Raw genomic sequence first — 20,430 nt, 5'->3', positions numbered from 1 at the left:
TTTATTGGTCTTCCGCCCAAAAGTCAAAAAAGTTGTACCACTGGTCCGGGTAATCTAGGCAGGTGCGTTCCAGTATCGTCGCATAGGCTGTAATTTCCTGTGCGATAGCCTCTTTTCGGTTTTTGCGGGGTAACTTTATCTGGTCGGATATTTTCTCAAACAACACCCTGTATTTATCGCCTTCCTTCATACAGAGCATGGAATAGACAGGGCATTTCAATAGGGACGCCAAAATCACCGGCCCTTCAGAAAACAGGGCTTTCTGGCCCAAAAACACGATATCGGACAAGCGTTTCTCCCCCTCAACAGGGGTGCGATCCGCCGCAATAATAACCCATTCGCCGCGTTCCACCCGTTCCTGCAAATCCACAGCCGTTGCTGGCCCCATGTCATCCACCTGCACCACATCCATCAAGGCATCAGGGTTGTAGGCTGACAACAGTTCATTAAACTTAACGGCATGTTTGGTATGGGCAAAGACCGTGATCTTTACGTTACTGCGCCGTTTTGACAGGGCGCGACAAATCTCCACATTCCCCAGATGTGAGGCAAAGATCAGGGCGCCTTTTTTCTCTTCAATCATGTGATCGATGATTGCTTCGTTGGGGATAATCAAATCCTCCAGCCCCACATTACCCATCCATGCCGAAAATTTATCCAGTGCCATACGCCCAAAAGATCGCGTATGCGTCCATAAACGCCACAAGCTTGGCTCCCCACCTTGTCCGGTCTGGCGGTAAATTTTCTGCCAATATCGTCTTGAGGCCTGACGTTGTACGTGACCTGTCGCAAAGAAGTACAGCAACACCGGTTGCATCACCCACCAGCACGCCCGATAGCCCAGTAACTGATAGGTCTTTGCCAAAAAGTTCAACCCCCACGCCATGCCGCGTTCATCAATCGTTGCCCATTTGGACGCGATTTTCGGCTGTGCTGGGCGGTTCTTCAATACCGAAGGCAAGCGCAACAACATATTACACACCAAACGCGTATGCATTTTGGTGATACGGATATTGTCGCCGACCACATCAAAGTTTGACGTGTTATTTTCAGGATAAGTCACCTTAACCGGCGTCATGATCGTTGGGGTGCCGCGCCAAAACAGGCGAACCATGATTTCAGTATCAAAGTCCATACGTGTGCCCACGGTTTCTTCATCCGCAACGGCCAGACTTTCACGCAAGGGATAGACCCGATAGCCGCACATACTATCCTTGATCTGCAAAGAAAGGGTTTCCACCCACACCCACACATGGGTCAGCCAACGCGCGATCTTTCGTGATTTCGGGATCGTGTCATCATAGATCGGCTGACCAGAGATCAAGGCTTCTGGATGATCGGCTGACAGTCCCAACAAGACGGGCAAAGCGCTTTCATCATGCTGCCCGTCCGCATCCACCTGTACAGCGTGGGTATAGCCCGCTTCCTCAGCCAGTCTAAAACCGGTCAAGACCGCAACACCCTTGCCTTGATTGATATGTAAACGGGTGACAAACACCTGATTGTCAGGATCATGCAAGCCCTGAATGGCCCCGCGTGCAGGCTCAGGACTGCCATCATCGACGATAAAGACAGGCAGGTTTTGAGCACGCAAACCCGCAACCACCTTTTCGATGACAAGATAATGATTATGGGTCGGAACAACGGCGCAGGGTTTATACATCAAACGTCCCCAACTTCACGATACCGGAGGAATAGACCTTGTCTTCACCTTCATAGCTAAAACGCACGCGCTGTTTAGCCTCCTCAAAACTCATTTTTAAGGTCACCGCGACATCCGGCAACATCAAGTCACGGTACTTAAGCTGACTGACTTCGACCACAGATAAACCGTGGCTAAAGTGTTTGTCAGAAAAGTGCGCGACCCAATCCAATTGCCCCACGCCGGGCATAATCTTCTGCTCTGGGAAATGCCCCTGAAACTGCATCAAATCGGCCGGACACACGAGGTCAATTTCAACCACGCCCTCGCTTTCGCGCACGGCCGTCACATCCGGTAAAATCTTGCTTTCTTCCCAATGGCTCATGATGCCTCATAGAGCGCCAGCAAATCTGCTAACAGGCGCTTCCCTTGTGAGTTTACAGGTATCTTTGAGACAAACCGCCAGCGTCGTGGTAGCGCGGCTTGTTCCAGATAGGGTTTCATCTGCTGGCGCAGGTCACGACCAAGACGAAACTCCCCAATCTCCGACAGTTTCCCCTGCCCTTGCTCACTTAAGACCACCACAGCCGACAAAGATTTTCGCTCATCATTCGTAATCAGGGCGCAGGCTTCCGCAACATCGTCCAGTGCTGACAACACCGCCTCGACCTCTGGCAGGGAGACGCGTTTGCCTTCCACTTTCACGATCCGGTCGACGCGTCCGCGCATCACAAAGCTGCGGTCTTTGACAAACTCGACCCGATCCGATGTCTCATACCATCCCTCCTGATCCAGATAGGGCGAACGTATGGACAGGACACCCATCGCATCTTGACGCGTCTCAACCGCTTCAAACGGTTGCCACGGCACCTCTGGCCCTGTCTGTTGGCGATAGGCGATCCCGCCTGTTTCTGTACTGCCAAATACTTCCATCGGCGTAAAGCCTAGGATGTCACGCGATTGACCTGCGGCGTCCAAGCTCAACGGCCCACCGGAGGAAAAGACCATGGACGGCGCCGCTTTGACATCAAGTTCAGGATAGCGCGACAAATGGGCAGGTGAAGAAACAACCAATGTATCCTCTGACAATTGCCCCACCAGATTTTCCCAATATTCAAATGTCTCATCATAAAATGGGCGGCCCGCACATACAGGCCACAGCACCTTAAACAACATGCCATAAATATGCTGATGGGAAACAGTAGCCAAGGCAAGTTTATCCTTTAAGCCCTCTCCCCATGTTGCTTCCAGAACCTCGATTTCATTTTCGATCTGGATCAGTTTTTTGCGGATCGACTTTGCCTCCCCCGTGGAACCGGAGGTGAAGAAATCAATCACCCTTTCATGGGGGTTTAGGGGCGTAAAAGTGGTTTCAATGTCGCCCCCTGTTTTCACCTGAAGGCGCGCACCCTCGATTTTTTCCAAGGTTTTTGGCGCATCGTTGGGCGGCAAAGACAGATGCACGCCTTTATGCAGAGCCGCCAACAACCCGACCAGAAACCGATAGCCGCTTTTCTCAAACAAAACGACCCGATCCGCCGTGATCGCACGGAGGGTGGCCGCCACATCGCCTTTAAGGTCGCTAAAACTCTTCTGCGGTGTTACCTGAAAATCGCGTTCCTGCTGGAGAAGGTTAGAGAGTTTGATCATGCTTGATCACCACGATGATGTTTTTTAACAAACTGGCGCACGATAAATTCTACCCCCATTAGGCCACCAACACATACATACGACAAAAACCCGTTATAAAAGGTCCAGACTTCCAAATCCCCATAGACAGCCGTGCCAAAAGACACAACCGCATTGCAGATGAAAAACCCGATCCACACCATCGTCACTTTGCGTGTATAGCGCACGCCCTGTTCATTCAGATTTGGTTCCACCATACGGGCGAACCGTTCAATCATGCTTGGTGGGTTTAACAAAGAATAGGTGAAAAGGGACGCAAGGCTCAGGCTCAGCGCCACCGGATAGGATTTGATTGCCAGAAGCTGATCAACAAAAGACAACAGAACGACACAGCTCAGCGTCAGGCTTAAGGCCACCAGCTCGCGCACCTGCTTTTTTTCCCGCCAGGACGACAGAATACGCACGATCAAAAAACTGATCAGGGCCAAGGCAATGACCAAAGGTGAAAACAGCTGCAAACCGAAATAAACCGCAAATGGATAAGCCACGCCGACAACGGCAACAACAATCATCAGCGGTTTAAATTTCGGCGCCGATTCCATGACAGCCTATTCAGAAACAAGCTGGTGGACACGCTCCACGATATCATCGACGGTACGCACGGTTTTAAATTCTTCCGGCGGGATTTTCTTGCCCGTCAAATCCTGTAGTTTGACGACCAGATCCACCGCATCAATGCTGTCCAGATCAAGGTCTTCAAACAGTTTGGCATCCGGTGTAATATCTTCTTCAGGCACTTCAAACAGGTCTTGAAGATATTCGCTCAATTTGGCGGAAATTTCGTCACGCGTCAGCATGATCTCAGGCTCCCTTCGCGCTAGAAATAAATTTGGCAAGATTGGCGACAGAGGCAAAATGTTCTTTCACATTTTCTGTCTCGGAATTGATTTTAACACCGTACTTCTTCTGGATTTCCATCCCCAGTTCCAAGGCGTCAATCGAGTCTAGCCCCAGCCCCTCAACGAACAGGCGTTCATTGCTGTCGATCTCTTCCGGCTCAATATCTTCCAGCCCCAGAGCATCGACAATAAGTATTTTGATTTCCAGTTCCAATTCATCCATGGGAGACTTTTCCGCTATAGTGTTGTTCAAGTTCGCGTGTGATTTGGCGCACGACTTTTGATCGTGGTTGATGGCCTATATATTTCTCAATGTCCAGTTCTTCCTCAACCCAAAACCGGAATTCCATTTTGCTTGGTGGGATCTCGTACCATTTCTGCCCCTTGGCAAGGCTGGGCGGAATGCACGAAATTGTCACAGGCTGAATATCGCAGGGCACAAGGGCGGCAATATTGGCAAACCCGCGCTGAAACTTTAGGTCTTTACCAGGTACAGTGCGCGTCCCTTCGGGGAAGACCACGATATCATGGCCCTGTGCGATGGCTTTTTGACATTGTTTCAGCAAATTTTCAGGGTCACCATCATTACGGATATAGCCCGCTGCACGCACCACACCGCCCAGATACTTACTGTCCCATAGCTCGTGCTTCACGATACATTGGGCCTTCGGCATCATAGAGATCAAAAAGACCACATCCAGCAAGGTCGGATGATTGGCAACGACCAGACGCCCCTTGCCTGTTTTTAAACGTTCACGATCATAAACTTCTGAATTTAAAATGCCTGTGATGCGTAACATAAAGACAAACGCGCCAAAACATCTGTGGATCAGCCATCGTGTGCGATTGATCCGGGTGTCTTCATCTTTTGAAAAGATGGCAATTGCCGGAAACGCCGTCAGGCTCAACATCAGCCCCCCCAGACTGAATGTTGCAAACGCCAACCCCGTAAAGATCAAGCGCTGAAAATAATTTAATTTATTTAACATAGTTTATGTTCCAACTGGTGCGCCCATCACACCATGACCACGCTTTATGCGCCTTCAAGACATGCTCAATAAAGCCAAGGGCCGCATCTTCGCAAGAAGGGCCCTGCCCTTGCCCTGAAGTCACAGAAAGCGATAAAGCCTCTTTGCCCTTTGCCTCTAACACCAAGGCAAGTGCAAACGGTTTGACAGACGGATCAGTAAATCCCTCATAAAAATCCGATAGCGGTTCATCACAATGAACCAAGAGCACTCGGCCTTCCTGCCCCGAGGATAAGAGCGCGCAAGCCTCCAATAACCCGGCACAAAAGCTCCCTTTCCCAGCGGAAATTGCTGTATGGGGTTTTGTGTTTTTCGTTGCAATCGACAACAGACCCGCCAGCCCGTTATGGACCGACATGCTAAAATTAGCGGGTGACAATGGCTCGCTCAGCGACAGGGATTGAAGCAACGTCACTGTCTGTGCACTTTCACCATAGCGTGATGAAAACACAACCGCCGCCTGATCCTGCGGATCCACATCATGGGAAACCCGCATCATCATGCGTCCCATACGACTGAGGCGGCGACGCAACATCATCGGTAAGTCCTTGACCGGGGGCGCTAAGTCCTCTGCCCTCAGGTCTTCAAACAAGTTATCCGATTCTTCCCAAGCTTGTAATGTTTCAAGACCGGGCCCCCACGCGGCCCAGTCCCGAACAGAAAATAAAAGCGTCATTGACCTTAGCGGTTCATAGCGGCTTTTTGCAGCCCCATTTGGATATCGCGTTCTAGGTACTGCACCCAACGGTTATAGTTGCGGTGAATGTTTGCGCCGTTGTAAAACAAATTGGAGCTGTCTTTGTATTTGATCGAAAATGTCTTCTGATCATAATTGACCTGAACGACCGCAACGTGTGTCTTTTTCGTTTGTGTCAGTTCATACACACCTTCTTGTTTTTTATTGATCAACCAATCGCGGCCCATGGCTGCCAGTTCGATCACATTGCCAATCTCTTTCATGCTCAGCGCTTGAGACGCTGTCGGGATTGGTTTGCTTACGACATTATAGAGAGGCTGAACACGACCAAAACAGCCGCTTAACAGCAAACAAGCGAAAACTGTAAACAGGCCACGTGTGAAAAATTTTGTCATCTAATCTATTCCCCAATAAAAATAAAATCGTTTGCAATAAACCTGTTTAGGATGCATCGGTCAAGACCGAGTTGAACATCCTTTCCTTATATTTTATCTCATGCTAATCAAATCAGATGATTAGATGTGCACAAATAAATCCCTACAATTCCAACACAGAAAAATTAATCAACTTATGGTGTAGTGAGCCGGATTTTGCCTATGTCACAAAATACAAGTCCGCCCCCCGCCAGCAAGCCTCCCTTGCCGCGCGCTGCTTGCTTCGCATGCTCTCAGCCCATCAGACGTCCTTAAAAGAAATCGATATCTGTATGGAAAACGGCCCCGTCCTTTATGGGGCGAACCAAAAATTCTATGCCTCCGTCTCTCATAGTGCCGATAGGGCCTGCGCTGTCATCTGCGATACGGGTCCCATCGGTATTGATATTGAGAGAATCTCGCCGGATCGGAATCTGAGTGCCCTGATCCACAATATCTACCCTGCTTTTTGTGGCGACCAGCAAGCCGCCTACCATTTTTGGACGCTCTTAGAAGCCTACGGCAAGGCTAAGGGCTGTGGACTCGATTTTACCAACTGTGCAACCATTCAACGCCATATCCAGTCCCCCGCACAAAAAGAAGGGCGCCATCGCTTCATGACCCATGAAGGATACGCCCTGTGCCTTTTTGCCTTAAACGGAGCCTGATTACTGTGCTGTCCAGCCGCCATCCATAGACAGGGACGTGCCTGTCATCTGGCTTGCTGCATCACTTGCTAAAAAGAGTGCCGCTTCGCCTAACTGGGCAGGTGTCACAAATTCTTTAGACGGTTGTTTTTCAGTCAACAGGTCGCGGGCTTCTTCTTCCACTGTGCGGCCACTTTCAGCGGCGCGCTTTTCGATTTGTCTTTCCACCAGTTCGGTGCGCACCCAACCGGGACAAATGCTGTTTGCCGTGATGCCCGTCTCGGCTGTTTCCAGCGCGCAGACTTTCGTCATACCCAAGACACCGTGTTTTGCCGCCACATAAGCCGCCTTGTTGACCGAAGCAACTAAACCATGAGCTGATGCCACATTGATAATGCGGCCCCAGTTTTTCTCTTTCATATACGGCAAAGCTAAGCGGGTGGTGTGGAAACAGGCACTTAGGTTCAAGGCGATTACCTGATCCCACTTTTCGGGCGCAAAGTCTTCCATCGGGGCCACATGCTGGATACCGGCGTTATTGACCAAAATATCAACACCCCCAAATTCTGCCGCTGCGTCTGCCATCAGATTTTCAATCTCGCTGACATTCATTAAATCAGCACCCAGAAAAACGGTCTTGGCGTCATAGTCCTGATTAAACTGGTCAACCAATGCGGCAATATCATCAGCATTGCCAAGGCCATTTAAGACCACATTGCATCCCGCTTTGGCAAACGCATGTGCAATGCCCAAACCGATCCCGCTGGTCGACCCGGTAACAAGGGCCGTTTTTCCGTTCAACATCATGGCTTTCTATCCGTTTCGCTAACTATTAAACTGCATCGCCTTGCATCTCTGGGGCAGCTTTAGCAAACACGCTCAAAGATTGGCAATTTTCTTCGATACGGATGATATTCGGATATGGCGTTAAATCAACATTAAAACGTTTGGCATTGTAGACCTGCGGCACAAGGCAGATATCCGCCAGCCCCGGTTGGTCACCAAAACAAAAACGCCCGGTTTTATCGCTTTGCGCCAAGGTTGCTTCCAAAGCCTCTAGCCCAGTTTTAACCCAGTGACGATACCATTCTGTTTTCTCCTCCTCACTAACCTTCAAGGTACCCGACAAATATTTTAAGACCCGCAAGTTATTGACCGGGTGGATATCACAGGCAATCGACAAGGCAAGGCTGCGCACATGGGCACGATCCAGCGCATCCTCTGGTAAAAAGGCAGCCTTAGTCTCAATTTCATCTAGATATTCAAGGATCGCTAGGGACTGTGTCAGACATTGCCCGTCATCCAGCTCCAGCGCCGGAATGAGGGCTTGCGGGTTGATGGCGCGATAGGCCTCTTTCAACTGCTCGCCGCCATCTTTCACCAGATGAACGTAAACATCCTCATAGGCCATCCCCTTCAGGTTCAGGCCGATCCGCACGCGATAGGCCGCAGACGATCGCCAATAGGTATATAATTTCATGCGCTTACTCTTTTCATTCTTTCTTTTTTGAAACGGTTAACGTATCGCGGTAGGCCATATCGGATTCCAGAATATGGTTGATCAGCCAGTTGCGCAGATAGGCATTCATGCTTTGCGCAATCAAATGAGCCGACGATCCACCAAGGTTAAAGGATTGCCGCACGGCAGAAAGCCAGCCTTCAAAGGTGCGATGTTCCTGTTTATGTGCGTCGAAATCAGGATATTCAAACGCCCGCAGCAATTCTTCTTCCGCGCGGAAATGTTCCTTCACATAAAGATCCAGATCATCAAACACGTAAGACACCATGCCGCCGTTCATCTCGGCTTCTGACAGGTGATTAATCAGACTGACGAGCTTGCGATGCTGCTTGTCGATCTGGGGAATACCGATGTTATATTCCTCTTTCCAAACGATAGGGTCCATGGGATCAATCCATCATCAAAGTGGGCAGCCAAAGCGACAAAGCGGGGAACAGGATCAACAGCGCCAAACGCATCACATCCGCCAGCAAAAAGGCAACAACACCTCGGCTGATGGTCTGTAGACGCAATCCCGGCGTGCTTGCCATGATGACAAACAGGTTCATCCCCACAGGCGGTGTGATCAAGCCCACTTCCACAACCGACACCATGATCACCCCAAACCAGATGGGATCAAATCCAAGGGCGGTAATCATCGGATAGACAAACGGCAAGGTCAGCAGGATCATGGACAAGGCGTCCATAAAGCAGCCCAAGATGATGTAGAAGACAACAAGCAGAACCAAAATCACATAAGGGTTCCAGCCCAGTTCCCCAACCGACTGCACCAAGGCTTGCGGCAGGCCGGTTGTTTCCACAAAATAGTTAAAGACAGCCGTACCGATCAGGATCATAAAGATCATGCCGCTGGTGGTCGCGGTTTCCCCCATACAGTCCAGAATAACTCTGGGGCTCAACTGTTTGCGCGCCAAGGCAAGGAAAAAAGCCCCCGCCGCCCCAATCGCTGCCGCTTCTGTTGGGGAAAACCAACCGAGATAAATCCCGCCGATCACAACCCCAAACAACAGGACAACCGACCAGACGTTCATCATCGCGCGGATACGGCCTGACCAGTCCACTTTTTCGTCCGCCGGGCCAAGTTCCGGCTTAATCTGTGTTCTGATGCGGATCGCCAACATATAAAGGACAGTCGCCAAAATCCCCGGTATGAGAGAGGCGGCAAACATGCGCCCGATGGACTGTTCAGTCAGCAAGGCGTAAATCACCATAATCACACTGGGCGGGATCAAGACCCCCAGCGTGCCGCCAGCCGCAATGGTCGCGCTGGCCAGACCGTCATCATAATTGCGACGGCGCATTTCCGGCATGGCAACACGGCACATGGTCGCCGCCGTTGCAAGCGAAGAGCCGCAGATCGCGCCAAAAGCCGCACAGGCCCCAACGGATGCCATGGCCAAACCGCCGCGATAATGCCCGATAAAGGCATGGACCGCATCAAACAAGGCCCGTGATAAACCCGCGCGCGCCGCAAAGACACCCATCAAAATAAACAACGGGATCACCGACAGCGAATACGGAAAGACCGATTCAAAGGGCACCGAGCCCATGATAAAGGCCGCACTTTCAAATCCATTGATGGCCCAGCCGCCCACGGCCCCGACCATCCCCATAGCAATCGCAATCGGCACCCGCAATGCCATCAAGCCAAACAGGGCAACAAAGGCGATAATGCCAATAACACCAGCAGACATATTATTCCTCGATGTAGTAGTGACCGCTATGGCCGGAGAAGACGACGTACAGGCTTTCAACCGCGATATGAAGCGTCACAACAGTCGATAAAAACGCACCCACAATCAGCGGAACCCAGTAATAGATCATGGGCAGTCCAAAGATCATGGACACATCACCATATTCAGCTTGTTCCATCGCACGGGCGTAGCCGTAATAGGCAATCGCAAACATAAACAGACAGGCCAGCATCATCGCCAACACTTGCGTTGCCGCCTGTGCCCGTCGTGACATTTTGTCTGTAATCATGGACACGGCAACATGGGCACGGTTCATGAATGTGTAAGGGATCGACAGATAGGCCGCAGACAAGACCGTCAATTGGATCAGGTCAATCGCACCATAGATGCCCTGCCCGTCCAGTTTGCGCAAAACCACATCGGCGGTGGTAATCGCAACGGCGGCAAATAAAAACAAAATCCCGACGTAGGCAATATACTGGGTCGTCCTGAAAAGGATGTTGTTAAACAGACTAATCATTTCAGATAAACCTTTTGCTTTGGGGCGGAGACCAACAAAAGTGCCGTCCGCCCCAAATGCGAGAGAGAAGATTACTTCTCGTACTTGGCGACAAGTTCTTGGGCTTTGGCGTAAATTTCACGCGCGTTAGGAACGCCCTGTTTTTCCATGTCATCCAGATAAGCGTCGATCATCGGCTGAAGGTGTGCACGCCATTCATCACGCTGGGCGTCTGTCAGTACAGTCACCGTGTTGCCTTTATCTTTGATCGCCTGAATGCCCGGCTGGTCCCACTTGGTCCACCATGCGCCAAACTTATTCACCAGCGTCTGACCGGAGATTTCGTCAATCACCTTGCGCACGTCTTCTGGCAAGGAATTGTATTTTTTCTCGTTCATCGCAAAATAGAAAGAGGTCGTGTAGGCCTTGGCATCCAAGTGATACCCTAACACTTCATAAAGTTTGAAGCTATTTACCGCTTCGTACGGAAAGACGTTGCCGTCAATCACACCTTTTTGCAGGTTTTCATAAACTTGGGTTGGCGGCAGACCAACCGGTGTCGCGCCCAGATATTTCAACATGTTAGAGATCGCAAGACTGGGCGTACGCAGACGCAGGCCTTTCAAATCTTCAATTTTCTCGACCTTCTTATCACGGGTGTGGATCAGGCCGCCGTTATGGGCATGCATGGCCAGCATCTTCATGCCTTTATATTCTGGTGCGAGATATGTCGGGTACAGATCCCACAAGGTTTTAGACGCCGCATCGGATGTCTTTACCAAAAACGGCAAGTCCGTCACCAGCGTGCGCGGCAAACGGCCACGGGGGAAGCCTGTTAGACCGTGGGCGATATCAACGACGCCAGCACGCACTTGATCAAACTGCTTTGCGACGTGACCAAAAGCAGAGCCCGCCGGATAAATCTCGACCTTTACTTTACCATTGGTGCGTTTTTCCAACTCCGCGACCCAAGGTTCGATAAAATCTTTTTGTGACGGGTGGGAGGACGGCAGGAAGTGGCTAAGCTTCAATGTAATCACTTCGGCCTGTGCGGTTGTCACACCACAGAAAGCGGCGGCAGCCATAGCAGCAACAAAAAGGCGTCTCATGTAAAACCTCTATTTTTGAGAAAAACCTGTTATTTCGATGGAAATCATTTTGCGCACGAAATCCAATTTTCTAGATCATAGTTTAGCTGAAACTTATATGCTGTTTCATTTGAAATCAAATTAATTTCATCTGAAACTAATGGCAAGGACTTTTTTAAGATTGGGAATTTATTTTGACATAATCATTTGAAAATAAATGAATATTTTTTTGAATTTACAGAGTTCATTTTTCACTTGATTTAGTTTCAAGTGTAACTATTATAAAGAGGCGCACAGTTGCAGACTACGGGAATCATCTGCACACAGTCTGGTTTTCGTAAATACCCACTTTTGCGAAATGAGTTGAAAATGACGATCCAAAAAATTCACCACGTGGCCTACCGATGCAAGGATGCCAAAGAAACCGTGGAATGGTACGGCAAGTATCTGGATATGGACTTTGTCCTTGCCATTGCAGAAAACGAAGTCCCTTCCACAAAAGCACCCGACCCTTATATGCATGTCTTTTTAGATGCGGGCGCGGGCAACATTCTGGCGTTCTTTGAATTGCCAAATTCCCCGGAAATGGGCCGCGATGAAAACACCCCCACATGGTGCCAGCACCTTGCCCTTCAGGTCGGATCTATGGATGACCTGTTCGCAGCGAAAGCCAAGCTGGAAGCCGACGGCATCGAAGTCATCGGCCCGACCGACCACACCATCTTTAAATCCATCTATTTCTTCGATCCCAACGGGCACCGTCTGGAACTTGCTGCCAACACAGGCACAGCCGATATGTCCAAACGTCTGGACGAAGTTAAATGGGACATGCTGAACGAATGGGCCGAAACAAAACGCGCGCCCGAGCATGCCAAATGGATGCACGAAAAAGAATTCAGCTAAGCAAAGGCCAAAGTAACAATGAAACTTGCGACACTTAAAAACAACACCCGCGACGGTCAACTGGTCATCGTTTCACGGGATCTTACCACTTGCGTTGCGGCAAGCCCGATTGCCGACACCTTGCAAGGCGCGATCGACAATTGGGACGCAGTCGCCCCTAAACTACAAGCCGTCTATGACGATTTGAGCGCGGGTAAAATCGACAACGCCCTGCCGTTTGACGAAGCCACCTGTGAATCCCCGCTACCGCGCGCCTATCAATGGGCAGATGGCTCTGCCTACGTCAACCATGTTGAGCTGGTGCGCAAAGCACGCAATGCGGAACTGCCTGAGAGCTTCTGGAGCGACCCCTTGATGTATCAAGGCGGGTCTGACAGCTTTATCGGCCCACGCGCAGATATTGAACTGGCAAGCGAAGACTACGGCATTGATTTTGAAGCTGAAGTCGCCGTCATCACCGATGATACCCCGATGGCGGTCACACCGGAAAAAGCGGCTGACCATATTAAACTGATCATGTTGGTCAATGATGTGTCTTTGCGCGGTCTGATCCCGGCGGAACTGGCGAAAGGCTTTGGCTTCTTCCAGTCCAAACCGTCCAGCGCGTTTTCACCAGTTGCCATTACACCGGATGAATTGGGCGACAACTGGAAAGACGGCATGGTGCACCTGCCTTTGCTTGCAACCCTGAACGGGCAAGCTTTCGGCAAGGCTCATTGTGCGGTGGATATGACGTTTGACTTCCCGACCATCGTGGCCCATGCGGCAAAGACACGCCCATTAGGGGCTGGTGCGATCATTGGGTCCGGCACGATCTCTAACAAAATGGACGATGGTCCGGGCAAACCGATTTCTGAAGGCGGCGTTGGCTATTCCTGTATCGCCGAAATCCGCATGATCGAAACCATCGAGTCCGGCGCACCAAAAACATCCTTCATGAAGTTTGGTGACACCATCCGCATTGAAATGAATGACGAAAACGGACAGTCCATCTTTGGGGCGATTGACCAGAAAGTCGTTCAATACACACCGCAATCTTAATCCTTTTATAAAAATTCTCTACCACGGGAGCACAACCAACATGACCAAGACCTTTGCCTCCACAGGCGATCTCGGCGACAAGAACATCACTTTTGCAAAACTCGGGGAAGGCGCCTATGCCTACACCGCTGAGGGCGATCCAAACACAGGCGTTATCATCGGCGATGACGGCGTAATGGTAATTGATACTCAAGCGACCCCGTTCATGGCGCAAGACGTTATCAAACGTATCCGCGAGATCACCGACAAGCCGATCAAATACATCCTGATGAGCCACTATCACGCCGTGCGTGTACTAGGGGCGGCTGCCTATGAGGCGGAAAACATCATTGCCTCACGCGCCACATATGAAATGATCGTAGAGCGCGGTCAGTTTGACTATGACAGCGAGCTAGGTCGCTTCCCGCGCTTGTTCCAAGGGGCAGAAACCATTCCCGGTCTGACCTGGCCGTCCATCGTGTTTGATGGCAAGATCACCATCGATCTGGGCAACTGTCCGGTTGAAATCTGGTCACCGGGTCGCGGTCACACCCAAGGCGACACCGTCGCATGGCTGCCGGAACAAAAAATCCTTTACGCCGGTGATCTGGTGGAATTTGGGGCTACGCCTTACACCGGTGATGCCCACTTACGTGACTGGCCTGCCACATTGGATGCCCTGCGCACCCTGAAACCGCAAAAGCTGGTCCCGGGTCGCGGCGATGCGTTGGATACGCCGGAGCTGTGCGAAACAGCAATGGCGGAAACACAGACCTTCATCACCGATTTATATGAAAGTGCAAAAGAAGCGCGTGAAGCAGGCAAAGACCTGAAAGAAGCGTTTGATCTGTGTAAAGAACGCATGGACCCGAAATATGGCGACTGGGTGATCTACGAACACTGTATGCCGTTTGATGTCTCGCGTGCCTATGATGAAGCTGGCGGTATGGAACGCCCGCAAATCTGGACAGATGAGCGCGACCAGGAAATGTGGTCCAAACTTAATAACGCATAAAGGTACAGACTATGTCCGCATCCCCCCGTCTTAGTTTTCTTGCAATCCCAATCCTTGCAGTTATGACGGGGAATGCGGCCTTGTCCCTCGATATGTACCTGCCGGCCTTTCCCGCCATCGCCAGTGACCTTGGCGTGGCGGAAAGTGCTGTGCAACAGACCATGGCAACCTTTCTGTTAGGGTTTGCCATCGGTCAAATGATTTACGGCCCCCTATCCGATAGTCTGGGGCGACGCAGGGTCATCTTGCTGGGACTGACCCTCTATGGCTTTGTCAGCATCTTTTGTGCCCTTAGTGGCGACATCAGCGACCTGACCACCTATCGCCTGATCCAAGGCTTGGCCGGTGCCTCCGGGTCCGTGCTGGGACGGGCGGTGATCCGGGATGTCTATCAGGGGCCAGACCTGACCAAAGCCCTCTCTCTCCTTATGCTCGTACTCACGGCCGCACCGATGGCAGCGCCCTTGATCGGGGCTTTGGTATTGGACATCTGGGACTGGCGCGCAATCTTTTGGACCTTAAGCGCCTATGCCTGTTTGTGGTCGGTGCTGATCTTGGTCTTTGTGCCCGAAACCCTGTCACCGGACAAACGCGTGACACTAAATCCCAGCTTTCTATTTAGTGCCTTTAAACAAGTCCTTACCCACCGCAAGGCCATGGGCTATACACTCAGCGCCAGCCTTGGGTTTGCAGGGATGTTTGCCTATATCAGCGCGACACCTTTCATTTACATGACTATTTTTGGCGTCAGCCCCAGCGGCTATGCTTTGTTTTTTGCCGCCAACATCGTGTCCATGGCGGGTTTTTCCGCACTTAATCGACGCGTCGCCCACAAATACCCCCTGCCCCGTCTGATGACATTTATCATCTGGGTCTTGATCCTTAGTGCAAGTATTCTCCTCCTCAACGTCACCTTTGGATTTGGGGGCGTCTGGGGGCTAGCGGTCCCGCTGTTTTTCTTTGTCGGCTGCCTCAGCCCCATGGCGGCAAACGGGATTTCAGGTACACTCGAACCCTTTGGGCAGTTTGCGGGCACAGCTTCCTCCCTCTTTGGCCTGTTTCAATTTGGGTTGGGCAGTGTCGCAGGCTTTACTGTCTCCCTGCTCAATGACGGGACGGCGATGCCCATGGCCTATACCATATTGGCCTGTGCTGTTCTGTCCTTTAGCATTTTTAAACTCTCGCAACGCTAACACATAAAATAAAGCTACTCACTCATTTCACTACTCCTTGACAATGTATTTACAAAAACACCCTATAGCTATAAAAGAAGCCTATTAAATAATTTAAAATAGAAACGCAATATGCTATGGAATAAAACATTCTCAATATTTCACAGCGTTTCACGAAGGCTAATTATATGATTTTTAAAGAAGGAAGTGCTCAAGATGTACACAATTGGTTTGTTTCTGAAAAAACGCCTGAGGTGGCTTTATGTATTTTTTTAGGGGCCGCCAAACAAGAGATATCCATTCTATCTTCTTTAATAGACAACTGCATTGAAATTGATAGTATAATTGGCAATCTCATTGGCTTTTTACTTTGTGGAAATAATATTTCAGCCCAATCTTCTTTTACTTGTCGGAATCAACAAAACTTCATTGCCGCAGAATACAAGAAAATATCCAATAAAGCCGTTCCAGTACGAGATTATCTATCAAGAATTGATGCTCAATTGTCGAAAAGAAAAGATAATTATCGAAAAGAAGAAATAGCCAGCTTTATTGCAAACAGTAGTGCTAGGCTAGTACCAGACTTTATTGACTTATACGGCGTCAGCCAAAAAGAACTTCCCTGCATGATAACACTAATAAAAGGAATTGACAAAACCATAGTAACCCCATTCCCCGCTAGGTTCACTTCCGATCACTTCATACAATGGCTCTCACAAATCAGAGATTTGGTGGATAACGTAGATCGCCATTTACTGTCTCCCGATTTTTATATCACCGAGGTTTCGGAACTAATAAACAAAAACTTTGAATACGAGAACGAATTACGCGCCAAACTTCAAAAAATTAAGAAAGCCGCAATAGGTATCTCGGGAAAATATCAAGTTCCAGTCGATGACGCCCTACCTATGATCTCAGTCCTAACATCTCAAAGACAAAAAAGTAAAGAAAAAGCAGAATATATTCAAAACTTTATTCTCAAATACCCTAAGTCCGAAACTGACAATAGATGGCAAAAAATTGCATCACTACAAAAAAAAGTAGATCAATTATTGTCTTTACAAAACGACATTATAACACTTAACAACCCCAAAGATGCGTCAGAACGCCTAGAGGTTGAATACAAAAAATTACACCTAATATACGATCAAATCAGTAACCTTAAATTTGAGTTTTCCAACTCACGTACAGTAAAAATTACCACCTCTGATAAAATATGGAAACCTGTTGAACGAGTAAACACCACTTCAGACTTATTAAAAAAACTTCATAGCATTTACGAGAAAGGTCCAAATTACCTTTCTAAACTTATATCTAATTGGATTAATTATTAAAAAGCATCGCCACTAATTGATCACTAACACGTTCACTGATAGCAAATTAGACAAAAAAGAGGCCGAAGCAACTGAATGCTTCGGCTTTTTTTAGTTTAAGGCTTTGTCTTATTCCGCAGCGGGTTTCTTGCGTTTAAACAAGCCCACGATCAGAACAAAGAACAACGGTACGAAGAAGATCGCCAACACAGTCGCGGCAATCATCCCGCCCATCACACCAGTCCCCACCGCCACACGGGCAGCAGCACCAGCGCCACTACTGACGGCCAATGGCAAAACCCCAAGGGTAAAGGCCATAGACGTCATCACAATCGGACGCAGACGTTGACGGGCGGCTTCGACGGTCGCATCGACCATATCCATGCCTTGATCATAAAGGTCACGGGCAAATTCAACGATCAAAATCGCGTTTTTGGCCGACAGACCGATGGTCGTCAAGATCGCCACCTGGAAGTAAACGTCACTAGGCAGCCCGCGCAGCATGACGGCAATGACAGCCCCCAAGACGCCAAGCGGTACAACCATCATGACCGAGACCGGAATGGTCCAGCTTTCATAAAGCGCCGCCAAACACAGGAAGATCACAATCATGGACAACAGGTACAACATCGGCCCCTGTTCCCCGGCTTCACGTTCTTCGTAAGAAACGCCCTGCCATTCCAGACCGATCCCGCCCGGCAACTGAGACACCAGTTCTTCCATCGCCAGCATCGCATCACCAGACGCAACACCCGGTGCCGCTTGGCCCTGAATGTTGACAGAGGATAAACTGTTAAAGCGTTCCAGACGGGGTGAACCGAAGCTCCATTTCGTTGATGTGAAGGCCGAAATCGGCACCATTTCACCCTGATTGTTGCGCACATACCAATAGTTCAAGTCTTCCGGCATCATACGGAACGGCGCATCTGCCTGTACGTAAACCTTCTTCGTGCGACCTTTTTCGATAAAGTCGTTCACGTAGCTTGACCCCCACGCTGTTGCCAACGTCCGGTTGATCTCAGACAGGTTGACGCCAAGGGCGGCCGCCTTTTCCTGATCAATATGAATGTCAAACTGCGGCATATCGTTCAGGCCGTTTGGACGCACGCCGACCACACGCGGGTCTTGTGCTGCCATGCCCAACAGTTGGTTACGCGCGGCAACCAAGGCATCATGACCAACGCCTGTGCGATCCACCAATTGCAAGTCAAACCCGTTGGCCTGACCCAATTCGATAATCGCAGGCGGTGCGAAGGCGAAGATCATGGCTTCTTTGATTTGAGAGAAGGCACCATAGGCCCGACCAATCACCGCTTTGACCGATTGATCTGGGCGTTCCCGCTCCGACCAGTCTTTCAAGTTGATGAAGGCGATACCCGCGTTTTGCCCACTCCCGGCGAAGGAGAAGCCCGCAACCGTAAACAGGCCGTTGACGTTTTCTTTCTCGCCTTCAAGGAAGTGATGTTCGATCTTTTTCAAGACTTCAACGGTCCGTTCTTGGGACGCCCCGGCGGGAAGCTGAACCATGGAGAACAAAATCCCCTGATCTTCTTCCGGCAGGAAAGACCCCGGCAAACGGACAAACAACAGCGCCAACACAGCAACCAAGGCCACATACAGACCAAGGAAACGCACGCGACGGCGCGTTACATAGCTCACACTTTTTTGGTAAAAGTTGTTTGTCTTATCAAAACCACGGTTAAACCAACCAAAGAACCCGCTTTTACTATGGGGATCCTTTGTGGTCGGCTTCAGCATGGTCGCACACAAAGCCGGTGTCAGAACAATCGCAACCACCACAGACAACGCCATGGATGACACGATGGTAATAGAGAATTGACGATAAATCGACCCGGTAGAACCCGCAAAGAAGGCCATCGGCACAAAGACCGCAGACAGCACAAGCGCGATACCCACCAAGGCACCCGTGATCTGTTCCATGGATTTACGGGTGGCATCACGTGGGGATAATTTATCCTCATGCATGACCCGTTCCACGTTCTCCACAACAACGATAGCATCATCAACCAACAGACCAATCGCCAACACCATCCCGAACATGGTCAGGGTGTTGATGGAATAGCCGAACAGGGACAAAATCCCGAACGTCCCCAGCAAAACAACCGGAACCGCAATCGTCGGAATAAGGGTCGCGCGCCAGTTCTGCAAAAACAGGAACATCACGAGGAACACCAGAACGATCGCTTCAAAGAGTGTCTTAATCACTTCCTTGATCGAGACTTTAACAAACGGTGTTGTATCGTAGGGGTAGACAACTTCCAACCCTTTAGGGAAAACAGCCTGCAAATCTGCCAAACGCGCACGGACCGCATCGGCTGTATCCAACGCGTTGGCACCCGTTGCAAGGTTAATCCCCACACCGGAAGCTTCATTCCCGTTATAACGGGCAACAACGCTATAGCTTTCCGCCCCGATTTCAATGCGCGAGATATCGCCCAAGCGGACTTGGGAACCATCAGTATTTACACGCAACAGAATGTTGGCGAACTCTTCTTCGGTTTGCAGTTTACTTTGCGCCGTAATTGTCGCGTTAATCTGTTGCCCCGGCAGGGACGGTGCACCACCAATCTGACCGGCGGTAATTTCGGTATTCTGTGCGGTAATCGCCGACGTCACATCCGCAACAGTCAGGTTATAACTGATGAGTTTGTGAGGATCGAGCCAGATCCGCATAGCGTGCTTGGCACCAAACACACGGACGTTGCCCACACCGTTTGTCCGCGCAAGCGGATCACGAACTGTCGTGTAGATAAAGTCAGAAATATCTTTTTGATCCAAGCTGCCGTCTTTGGACACAAAGCCGACAACCATCAAGAAAGACCCACTGGATTTAGAAACCACAACCCCTTGCTGCTGCACTTCATTTGGCAACAGGGACAGGGCTGACTGCATCTTGTTCTGCACCTGAACTTGCGCAATATCTGCATCGGCTTCTGGTTCAAACGTCAATTTAATCTCAACAGAGCCGTTCGACTGACTGTTTGATGAAATGTAGCGTAAATGATCCAGCCCGTTCATGGTTTCTTCGATGACCTGCGTAACAGTATTTTCAACCGTTTTTGCAGAGGCACCGGGATAGGTCGCCTGAATAGTCACCGCGGGTGGGGCAATGGAGGGATACTGTTCGACAGGTAATTGCAGAATTGATAAGCCACCCGCCAACATAATGACGATGGACACACCCCATGCAAAGACCGGACGGTCGATAAAAAACTTAGCCATACTGCGTCC

Annotated in this window: 22 protein-coding genes; 6 read left to right on the top strand and 16 right to left on the bottom strand. The window is 50.0% G+C overall.

What is annotated here, in order from left to right:
* Position 1: 1 nt before the first annotated feature.
* From Q397_RS0107985 to Q397_RS0107945, 9 genes are read right to left on the bottom strand one after another with little or no spacing between them, the layout of a single operon-like run.
* Positions 2 to 1,663: a glycosyltransferase family 2 protein gene (locus tag Q397_RS0107985; RefSeq protein WP_028878970.1), complete on the bottom strand. Its 1,662-nt coding sequence runs from the start codon at positions 1,661 to 1,663 to the stop codon at positions 2 to 4.
* On the bottom strand, positions 1,656 to 2,027 hold the full coding sequence (locus Q397_RS0107980) for an ApeI family dehydratase (protein ID WP_051609825.1): 372 nt from the start codon (positions 2,025 to 2,027) through the stop codon (positions 1,656 to 1,658). Before Q397_RS0107980 ends, Q397_RS0107985 begins: the two co-directional genes overlap by 8 nt.
* Positions 2,024 to 3,292 (bottom strand): AMP-binding enzyme, encoded by a 1,269-nt coding sequence (locus tag Q397_RS21605; protein WP_051609824.1) that lies wholly within the window; start codon positions 3,290 to 3,292, stop codon positions 2,024 to 2,026. Before Q397_RS21605 ends, Q397_RS0107980 begins: the two co-directional genes overlap by 4 nt.
* Positions 3,289 to 3,873 (bottom strand): COG4648 family protein, encoded by a 585-nt coding sequence (locus tag Q397_RS0107970; RefSeq protein ID WP_051609823.1) that lies wholly within the window; start codon positions 3,871 to 3,873, stop codon positions 3,289 to 3,291. Before Q397_RS0107970 ends, Q397_RS21605 begins: the two co-directional genes overlap by 4 nt.
* Before the next feature lie 6 nt (positions 3,874 to 3,879).
* The gene (locus tag Q397_RS0107965; protein ID WP_028878967.1) at positions 3,880 to 4,128 is read right to left on the bottom strand and encodes an acyl carrier protein; all 249 of its coding nucleotides are present in this window, start codon (positions 4,126 to 4,128) and stop codon (positions 3,880 to 3,882) included.
* Positions 4,129 to 4,132: 4 nt separating this feature from the next.
* Positions 4,133 to 4,393 carry a phosphopantetheine-binding protein gene (locus tag Q397_RS0107960; protein WP_028878966.1) on the bottom strand — a complete coding sequence of 87 codons (261 nt, stop codon included), beginning with the start codon at positions 4,391 to 4,393 and terminating at the stop codon, positions 4,133 to 4,135.
* On the bottom strand, positions 4,386 to 5,159 hold the full coding sequence (locus Q397_RS0107955) for a lysophospholipid acyltransferase family protein (RefSeq protein WP_028878965.1): 774 nt from the start codon (positions 5,157 to 5,159) through the stop codon (positions 4,386 to 4,388). Before Q397_RS0107955 ends, Q397_RS0107960 begins: the two co-directional genes overlap by 8 nt.
* Positions 5,149 to 5,874, bottom strand: coding sequence for a beta-ketoacyl synthase chain length factor (locus tag Q397_RS21600; protein WP_051609822.1), 726 nt, complete (start codon positions 5,872 to 5,874; stop codon positions 5,149 to 5,151). The genes Q397_RS0107955 and Q397_RS21600 overlap by 11 nt, the downstream gene beginning before the upstream one ends.
* A 5-nt stretch (positions 5,875 to 5,879) precedes the next feature.
* The gene (locus Q397_RS0107945) at positions 5,880 to 6,290 is read right to left on the bottom strand and encodes a hypothetical protein (RefSeq protein WP_038013103.1); all 411 of its coding nucleotides are present in this window, start codon (positions 6,288 to 6,290) and stop codon (positions 5,880 to 5,882) included.
* 116 nt (positions 6,291 to 6,406) lie between these two features.
* Here Q397_RS0107945 and Q397_RS24000 point away from each other — a divergent pair, with 116 nt between their 5' ends.
* A complete protein-coding gene (locus Q397_RS24000) occupies positions 6,407 to 6,976 on the top strand; it encodes a 4'-phosphopantetheinyl transferase family protein (protein ID WP_051609821.1) in 570 nt (189 codons plus the stop codon).
* On the opposite strand, the gene Q397_RS0107935 is transcribed toward Q397_RS24000, so the two are convergent.
* The 6 genes from Q397_RS0107935 to Q397_RS0107910 form a co-directional block, all read right to left on the bottom strand.
* Entirely contained in the window at positions 6,977 to 7,759 is a 783-nt protein-coding gene (locus Q397_RS0107935) for a 3-hydroxybutyrate dehydrogenase (RefSeq protein WP_028878963.1), read from the bottom strand.
* A gap of 28 nt (positions 7,760 to 7,787) precedes the next feature.
* Complete coding sequence (gene maiA / locus Q397_RS0107930; protein ID WP_028878962.1) at positions 7,788 to 8,435, bottom strand: maleylacetoacetate isomerase; 648 nt, start codon at positions 8,433 to 8,435, stop codon at positions 7,788 to 7,790.
* A 13-nt stretch (positions 8,436 to 8,448) separates the two neighbouring features.
* Entirely contained in the window at positions 8,449 to 8,859 is a 411-nt protein-coding gene (locus Q397_RS0107925) for a bacteriohemerythrin (protein ID WP_028878961.1), read from the bottom strand.
* 4 nt (positions 8,860 to 8,863) lie between these two features.
* Positions 8,864 to 10,168 (bottom strand): TRAP transporter large permease, encoded by a 1,305-nt coding sequence (locus Q397_RS0107920; RefSeq protein ID WP_028878960.1) that lies wholly within the window; start codon positions 10,166 to 10,168, stop codon positions 8,864 to 8,866.
* A 1-nt stretch (position 10,169) separates the two neighbouring features.
* Positions 10,170 to 10,688, bottom strand: coding sequence for a TRAP transporter small permease (locus tag Q397_RS0107915; RefSeq protein WP_028878959.1), 519 nt, complete (start codon positions 10,686 to 10,688; stop codon positions 10,170 to 10,172).
* 71 nt (positions 10,689 to 10,759) lie between these two features.
* Positions 10,760 to 11,776 carry a TRAP transporter substrate-binding protein gene (locus tag Q397_RS0107910; RefSeq protein ID WP_028878958.1) on the bottom strand — a complete coding sequence of 339 codons (1,017 nt, stop codon included), beginning with the start codon at positions 11,774 to 11,776 and terminating at the stop codon, positions 10,760 to 10,762.
* Between the two features lie 348 nt (positions 11,777 to 12,124).
* On the opposite strand from Q397_RS0107910, the gene Q397_RS0107905 reads away from it, so the two are divergent.
* The 5 genes from Q397_RS0107905 to Q397_RS0107885 all read left to right on the top strand — a co-directional run bounded on the left by Q397_RS0107905 (position 12,125) and on the right by Q397_RS0107885 (position 17,199).
* Complete coding sequence (locus tag Q397_RS0107905; RefSeq protein ID WP_028878957.1) at positions 12,125 to 12,658, top strand: VOC family protein; 534 nt, start codon at positions 12,125 to 12,127, stop codon at positions 12,656 to 12,658.
* Between the two features lie 18 nt (positions 12,659 to 12,676).
* Entirely contained in the window at positions 12,677 to 13,699 is a 1,023-nt protein-coding gene (locus Q397_RS0107900; protein WP_028878956.1) for a fumarylacetoacetate hydrolase family protein, read from the top strand.
* Between the two features lie 40 nt (positions 13,700 to 13,739).
* The gene (locus Q397_RS0107895; protein WP_028878955.1) at positions 13,740 to 14,693 is read left to right on the top strand and encodes an MBL fold metallo-hydrolase; all 954 of its coding nucleotides are present in this window, start codon (positions 13,740 to 13,742) and stop codon (positions 14,691 to 14,693) included.
* A gap of 11 nt (positions 14,694 to 14,704) precedes the next feature.
* Positions 14,705 to 15,886, top strand: a complete 1,182-nt coding sequence (locus Q397_RS0107890; RefSeq protein ID WP_051609820.1) for a Bcr/CflA family multidrug efflux MFS transporter — start codon at positions 14,705 to 14,707, stop codon at positions 15,884 to 15,886.
* A 167-nt stretch (positions 15,887 to 16,053) separates the two neighbouring features.
* On the top strand, positions 16,054 to 17,199 hold the full coding sequence (locus tag Q397_RS0107885) for a hypothetical protein (RefSeq protein ID WP_028878953.1): 1,146 nt from the start codon (positions 16,054 to 16,056) through the stop codon (positions 17,197 to 17,199).
* Between the two features lie 108 nt (positions 17,200 to 17,307).
* Here Q397_RS0107885 and Q397_RS0107880 read toward each other — a convergent pair whose 3' ends face one another.
* Complete coding sequence (locus Q397_RS0107880; protein WP_028878952.1) at positions 17,308 to 20,421, bottom strand: efflux RND transporter permease subunit; 3,114 nt, start codon at positions 20,419 to 20,421, stop codon at positions 17,308 to 17,310.
* Between the last annotated feature and the right edge of the window lie 9 nt (positions 20,422 to 20,430).

The organism is Terasakiella pusilla DSM 6293 (genome assembly GCF_000688235.1).
GTDB lineage: Bacteria > Pseudomonadota > Alphaproteobacteria > Rhodospirillales > Terasakiellaceae > Terasakiella > Terasakiella pusilla.
Note: the sequence above shows the minus strand (reverse complement) of the source record. Positions and strands in the feature narration are given on the sequence as shown.

What these genes read in the sequence shown, in the direction of transcription:
- Q397_RS0107985 (WP_028878970.1), bottom strand. Translation starts at nt 1,663, where the DNA reads ATGTATAAACCCTGCGCCGTTGTTCCGACCCATAATCATTATCTTGTC.
- Q397_RS0107980 (WP_051609825.1), bottom strand. Translation starts at nt 2,027, where the DNA reads ATGAGCCATTGGGAAGAAAGCAAGATTTTACCGGATGTGACGGCCGTG.
- Q397_RS21605 (WP_051609824.1), bottom strand. Translation starts at nt 3,292, where the DNA reads ATGATCAAACTCTCTAACCTTCTCCAGCAGGAACGCGATTTTCAGGTA.
- Q397_RS0107970 (WP_051609823.1), bottom strand. Translation starts at nt 3,873, where the DNA reads ATGGAATCGGCGCCGAAATTTAAACCGCTGATGATTGTTGTTGCCGTT.
- Q397_RS0107965 (WP_028878967.1), bottom strand. Translation starts at nt 4,128, where the DNA reads ATGCTGACGCGTGACGAAATTTCCGCCAAATTGAGCGAATATCTTCAA.
- Q397_RS0107960 (WP_028878966.1), bottom strand. Translation starts at nt 4,393, where the DNA reads ATGGATGAATTGGAACTGGAAATCAAAATACTTATTGTCGATGCTCTG.
- Q397_RS0107955 (WP_028878965.1), bottom strand. Translation starts at nt 5,159, where the DNA reads ATGTTAAATAAATTAAATTATTTTCAGCGCTTGATCTTTACGGGGTTG.
- Q397_RS21600 (WP_051609822.1), bottom strand. Translation starts at nt 5,874, where the DNA reads ATGACGCTTTTATTTTCTGTTCGGGACTGGGCCGCGTGGGGGCCCGGT.
- Q397_RS0107945 (WP_038013103.1), bottom strand. Translation starts at nt 6,290, where the DNA reads ATGACAAAATTTTTCACACGTGGCCTGTTTACAGTTTTCGCTTGTTTG.
- Q397_RS24000 (WP_051609821.1), top strand. Translation starts at nt 6,407, where the DNA reads ATGATTAGATGTGCACAAATAAATCCCTACAATTCCAACACAGAAAAA.
- Q397_RS0107935 (WP_028878963.1), bottom strand. Translation starts at nt 7,759, where the DNA reads ATGTTGAACGGAAAAACGGCCCTTGTTACCGGGTCGACCAGCGGGATC.
- maiA (WP_028878962.1), bottom strand. Translation starts at nt 8,435, where the DNA reads ATGAAATTATATACCTATTGGCGATCGTCTGCGGCCTATCGCGTGCGG.
- Q397_RS0107925 (WP_028878961.1), bottom strand. Translation starts at nt 8,859, where the DNA reads ATGGACCCTATCGTTTGGAAAGAGGAATATAACATCGGTATTCCCCAG.
- Q397_RS0107920 (WP_028878960.1), bottom strand. Translation starts at nt 10,168, where the DNA reads ATGTCTGCTGGTGTTATTGGCATTATCGCCTTTGTTGCCCTGTTTGGC.
- Q397_RS0107915 (WP_028878959.1), bottom strand. Translation starts at nt 10,688, where the DNA reads ATGATTAGTCTGTTTAACAACATCCTTTTCAGGACGACCCAGTATATT.
- Q397_RS0107910 (WP_028878958.1), bottom strand. Translation starts at nt 11,776, where the DNA reads ATGAGACGCCTTTTTGTTGCTGCTATGGCTGCCGCCGCTTTCTGTGGT.
- Q397_RS0107905 (WP_028878957.1), top strand. Translation starts at nt 12,125, where the DNA reads ATGACGATCCAAAAAATTCACCACGTGGCCTACCGATGCAAGGATGCC.
- Q397_RS0107900 (WP_028878956.1), top strand. Translation starts at nt 12,677, where the DNA reads ATGAAACTTGCGACACTTAAAAACAACACCCGCGACGGTCAACTGGTC.
- Q397_RS0107895 (WP_028878955.1), top strand. Translation starts at nt 13,740, where the DNA reads ATGACCAAGACCTTTGCCTCCACAGGCGATCTCGGCGACAAGAACATC.
- Q397_RS0107890 (WP_051609820.1), top strand. Translation starts at nt 14,705, where the DNA reads ATGTCCGCATCCCCCCGTCTTAGTTTTCTTGCAATCCCAATCCTTGCA.
- Q397_RS0107885 (WP_028878953.1), top strand. Translation starts at nt 16,054, where the DNA reads ATGATTTTTAAAGAAGGAAGTGCTCAAGATGTACACAATTGGTTTGTT.
- Q397_RS0107880 (WP_028878952.1), bottom strand. Translation starts at nt 20,421, where the DNA reads ATGGCTAAGTTTTTTATCGACCGTCCGGTCTTTGCATGGGGTGTGTCC.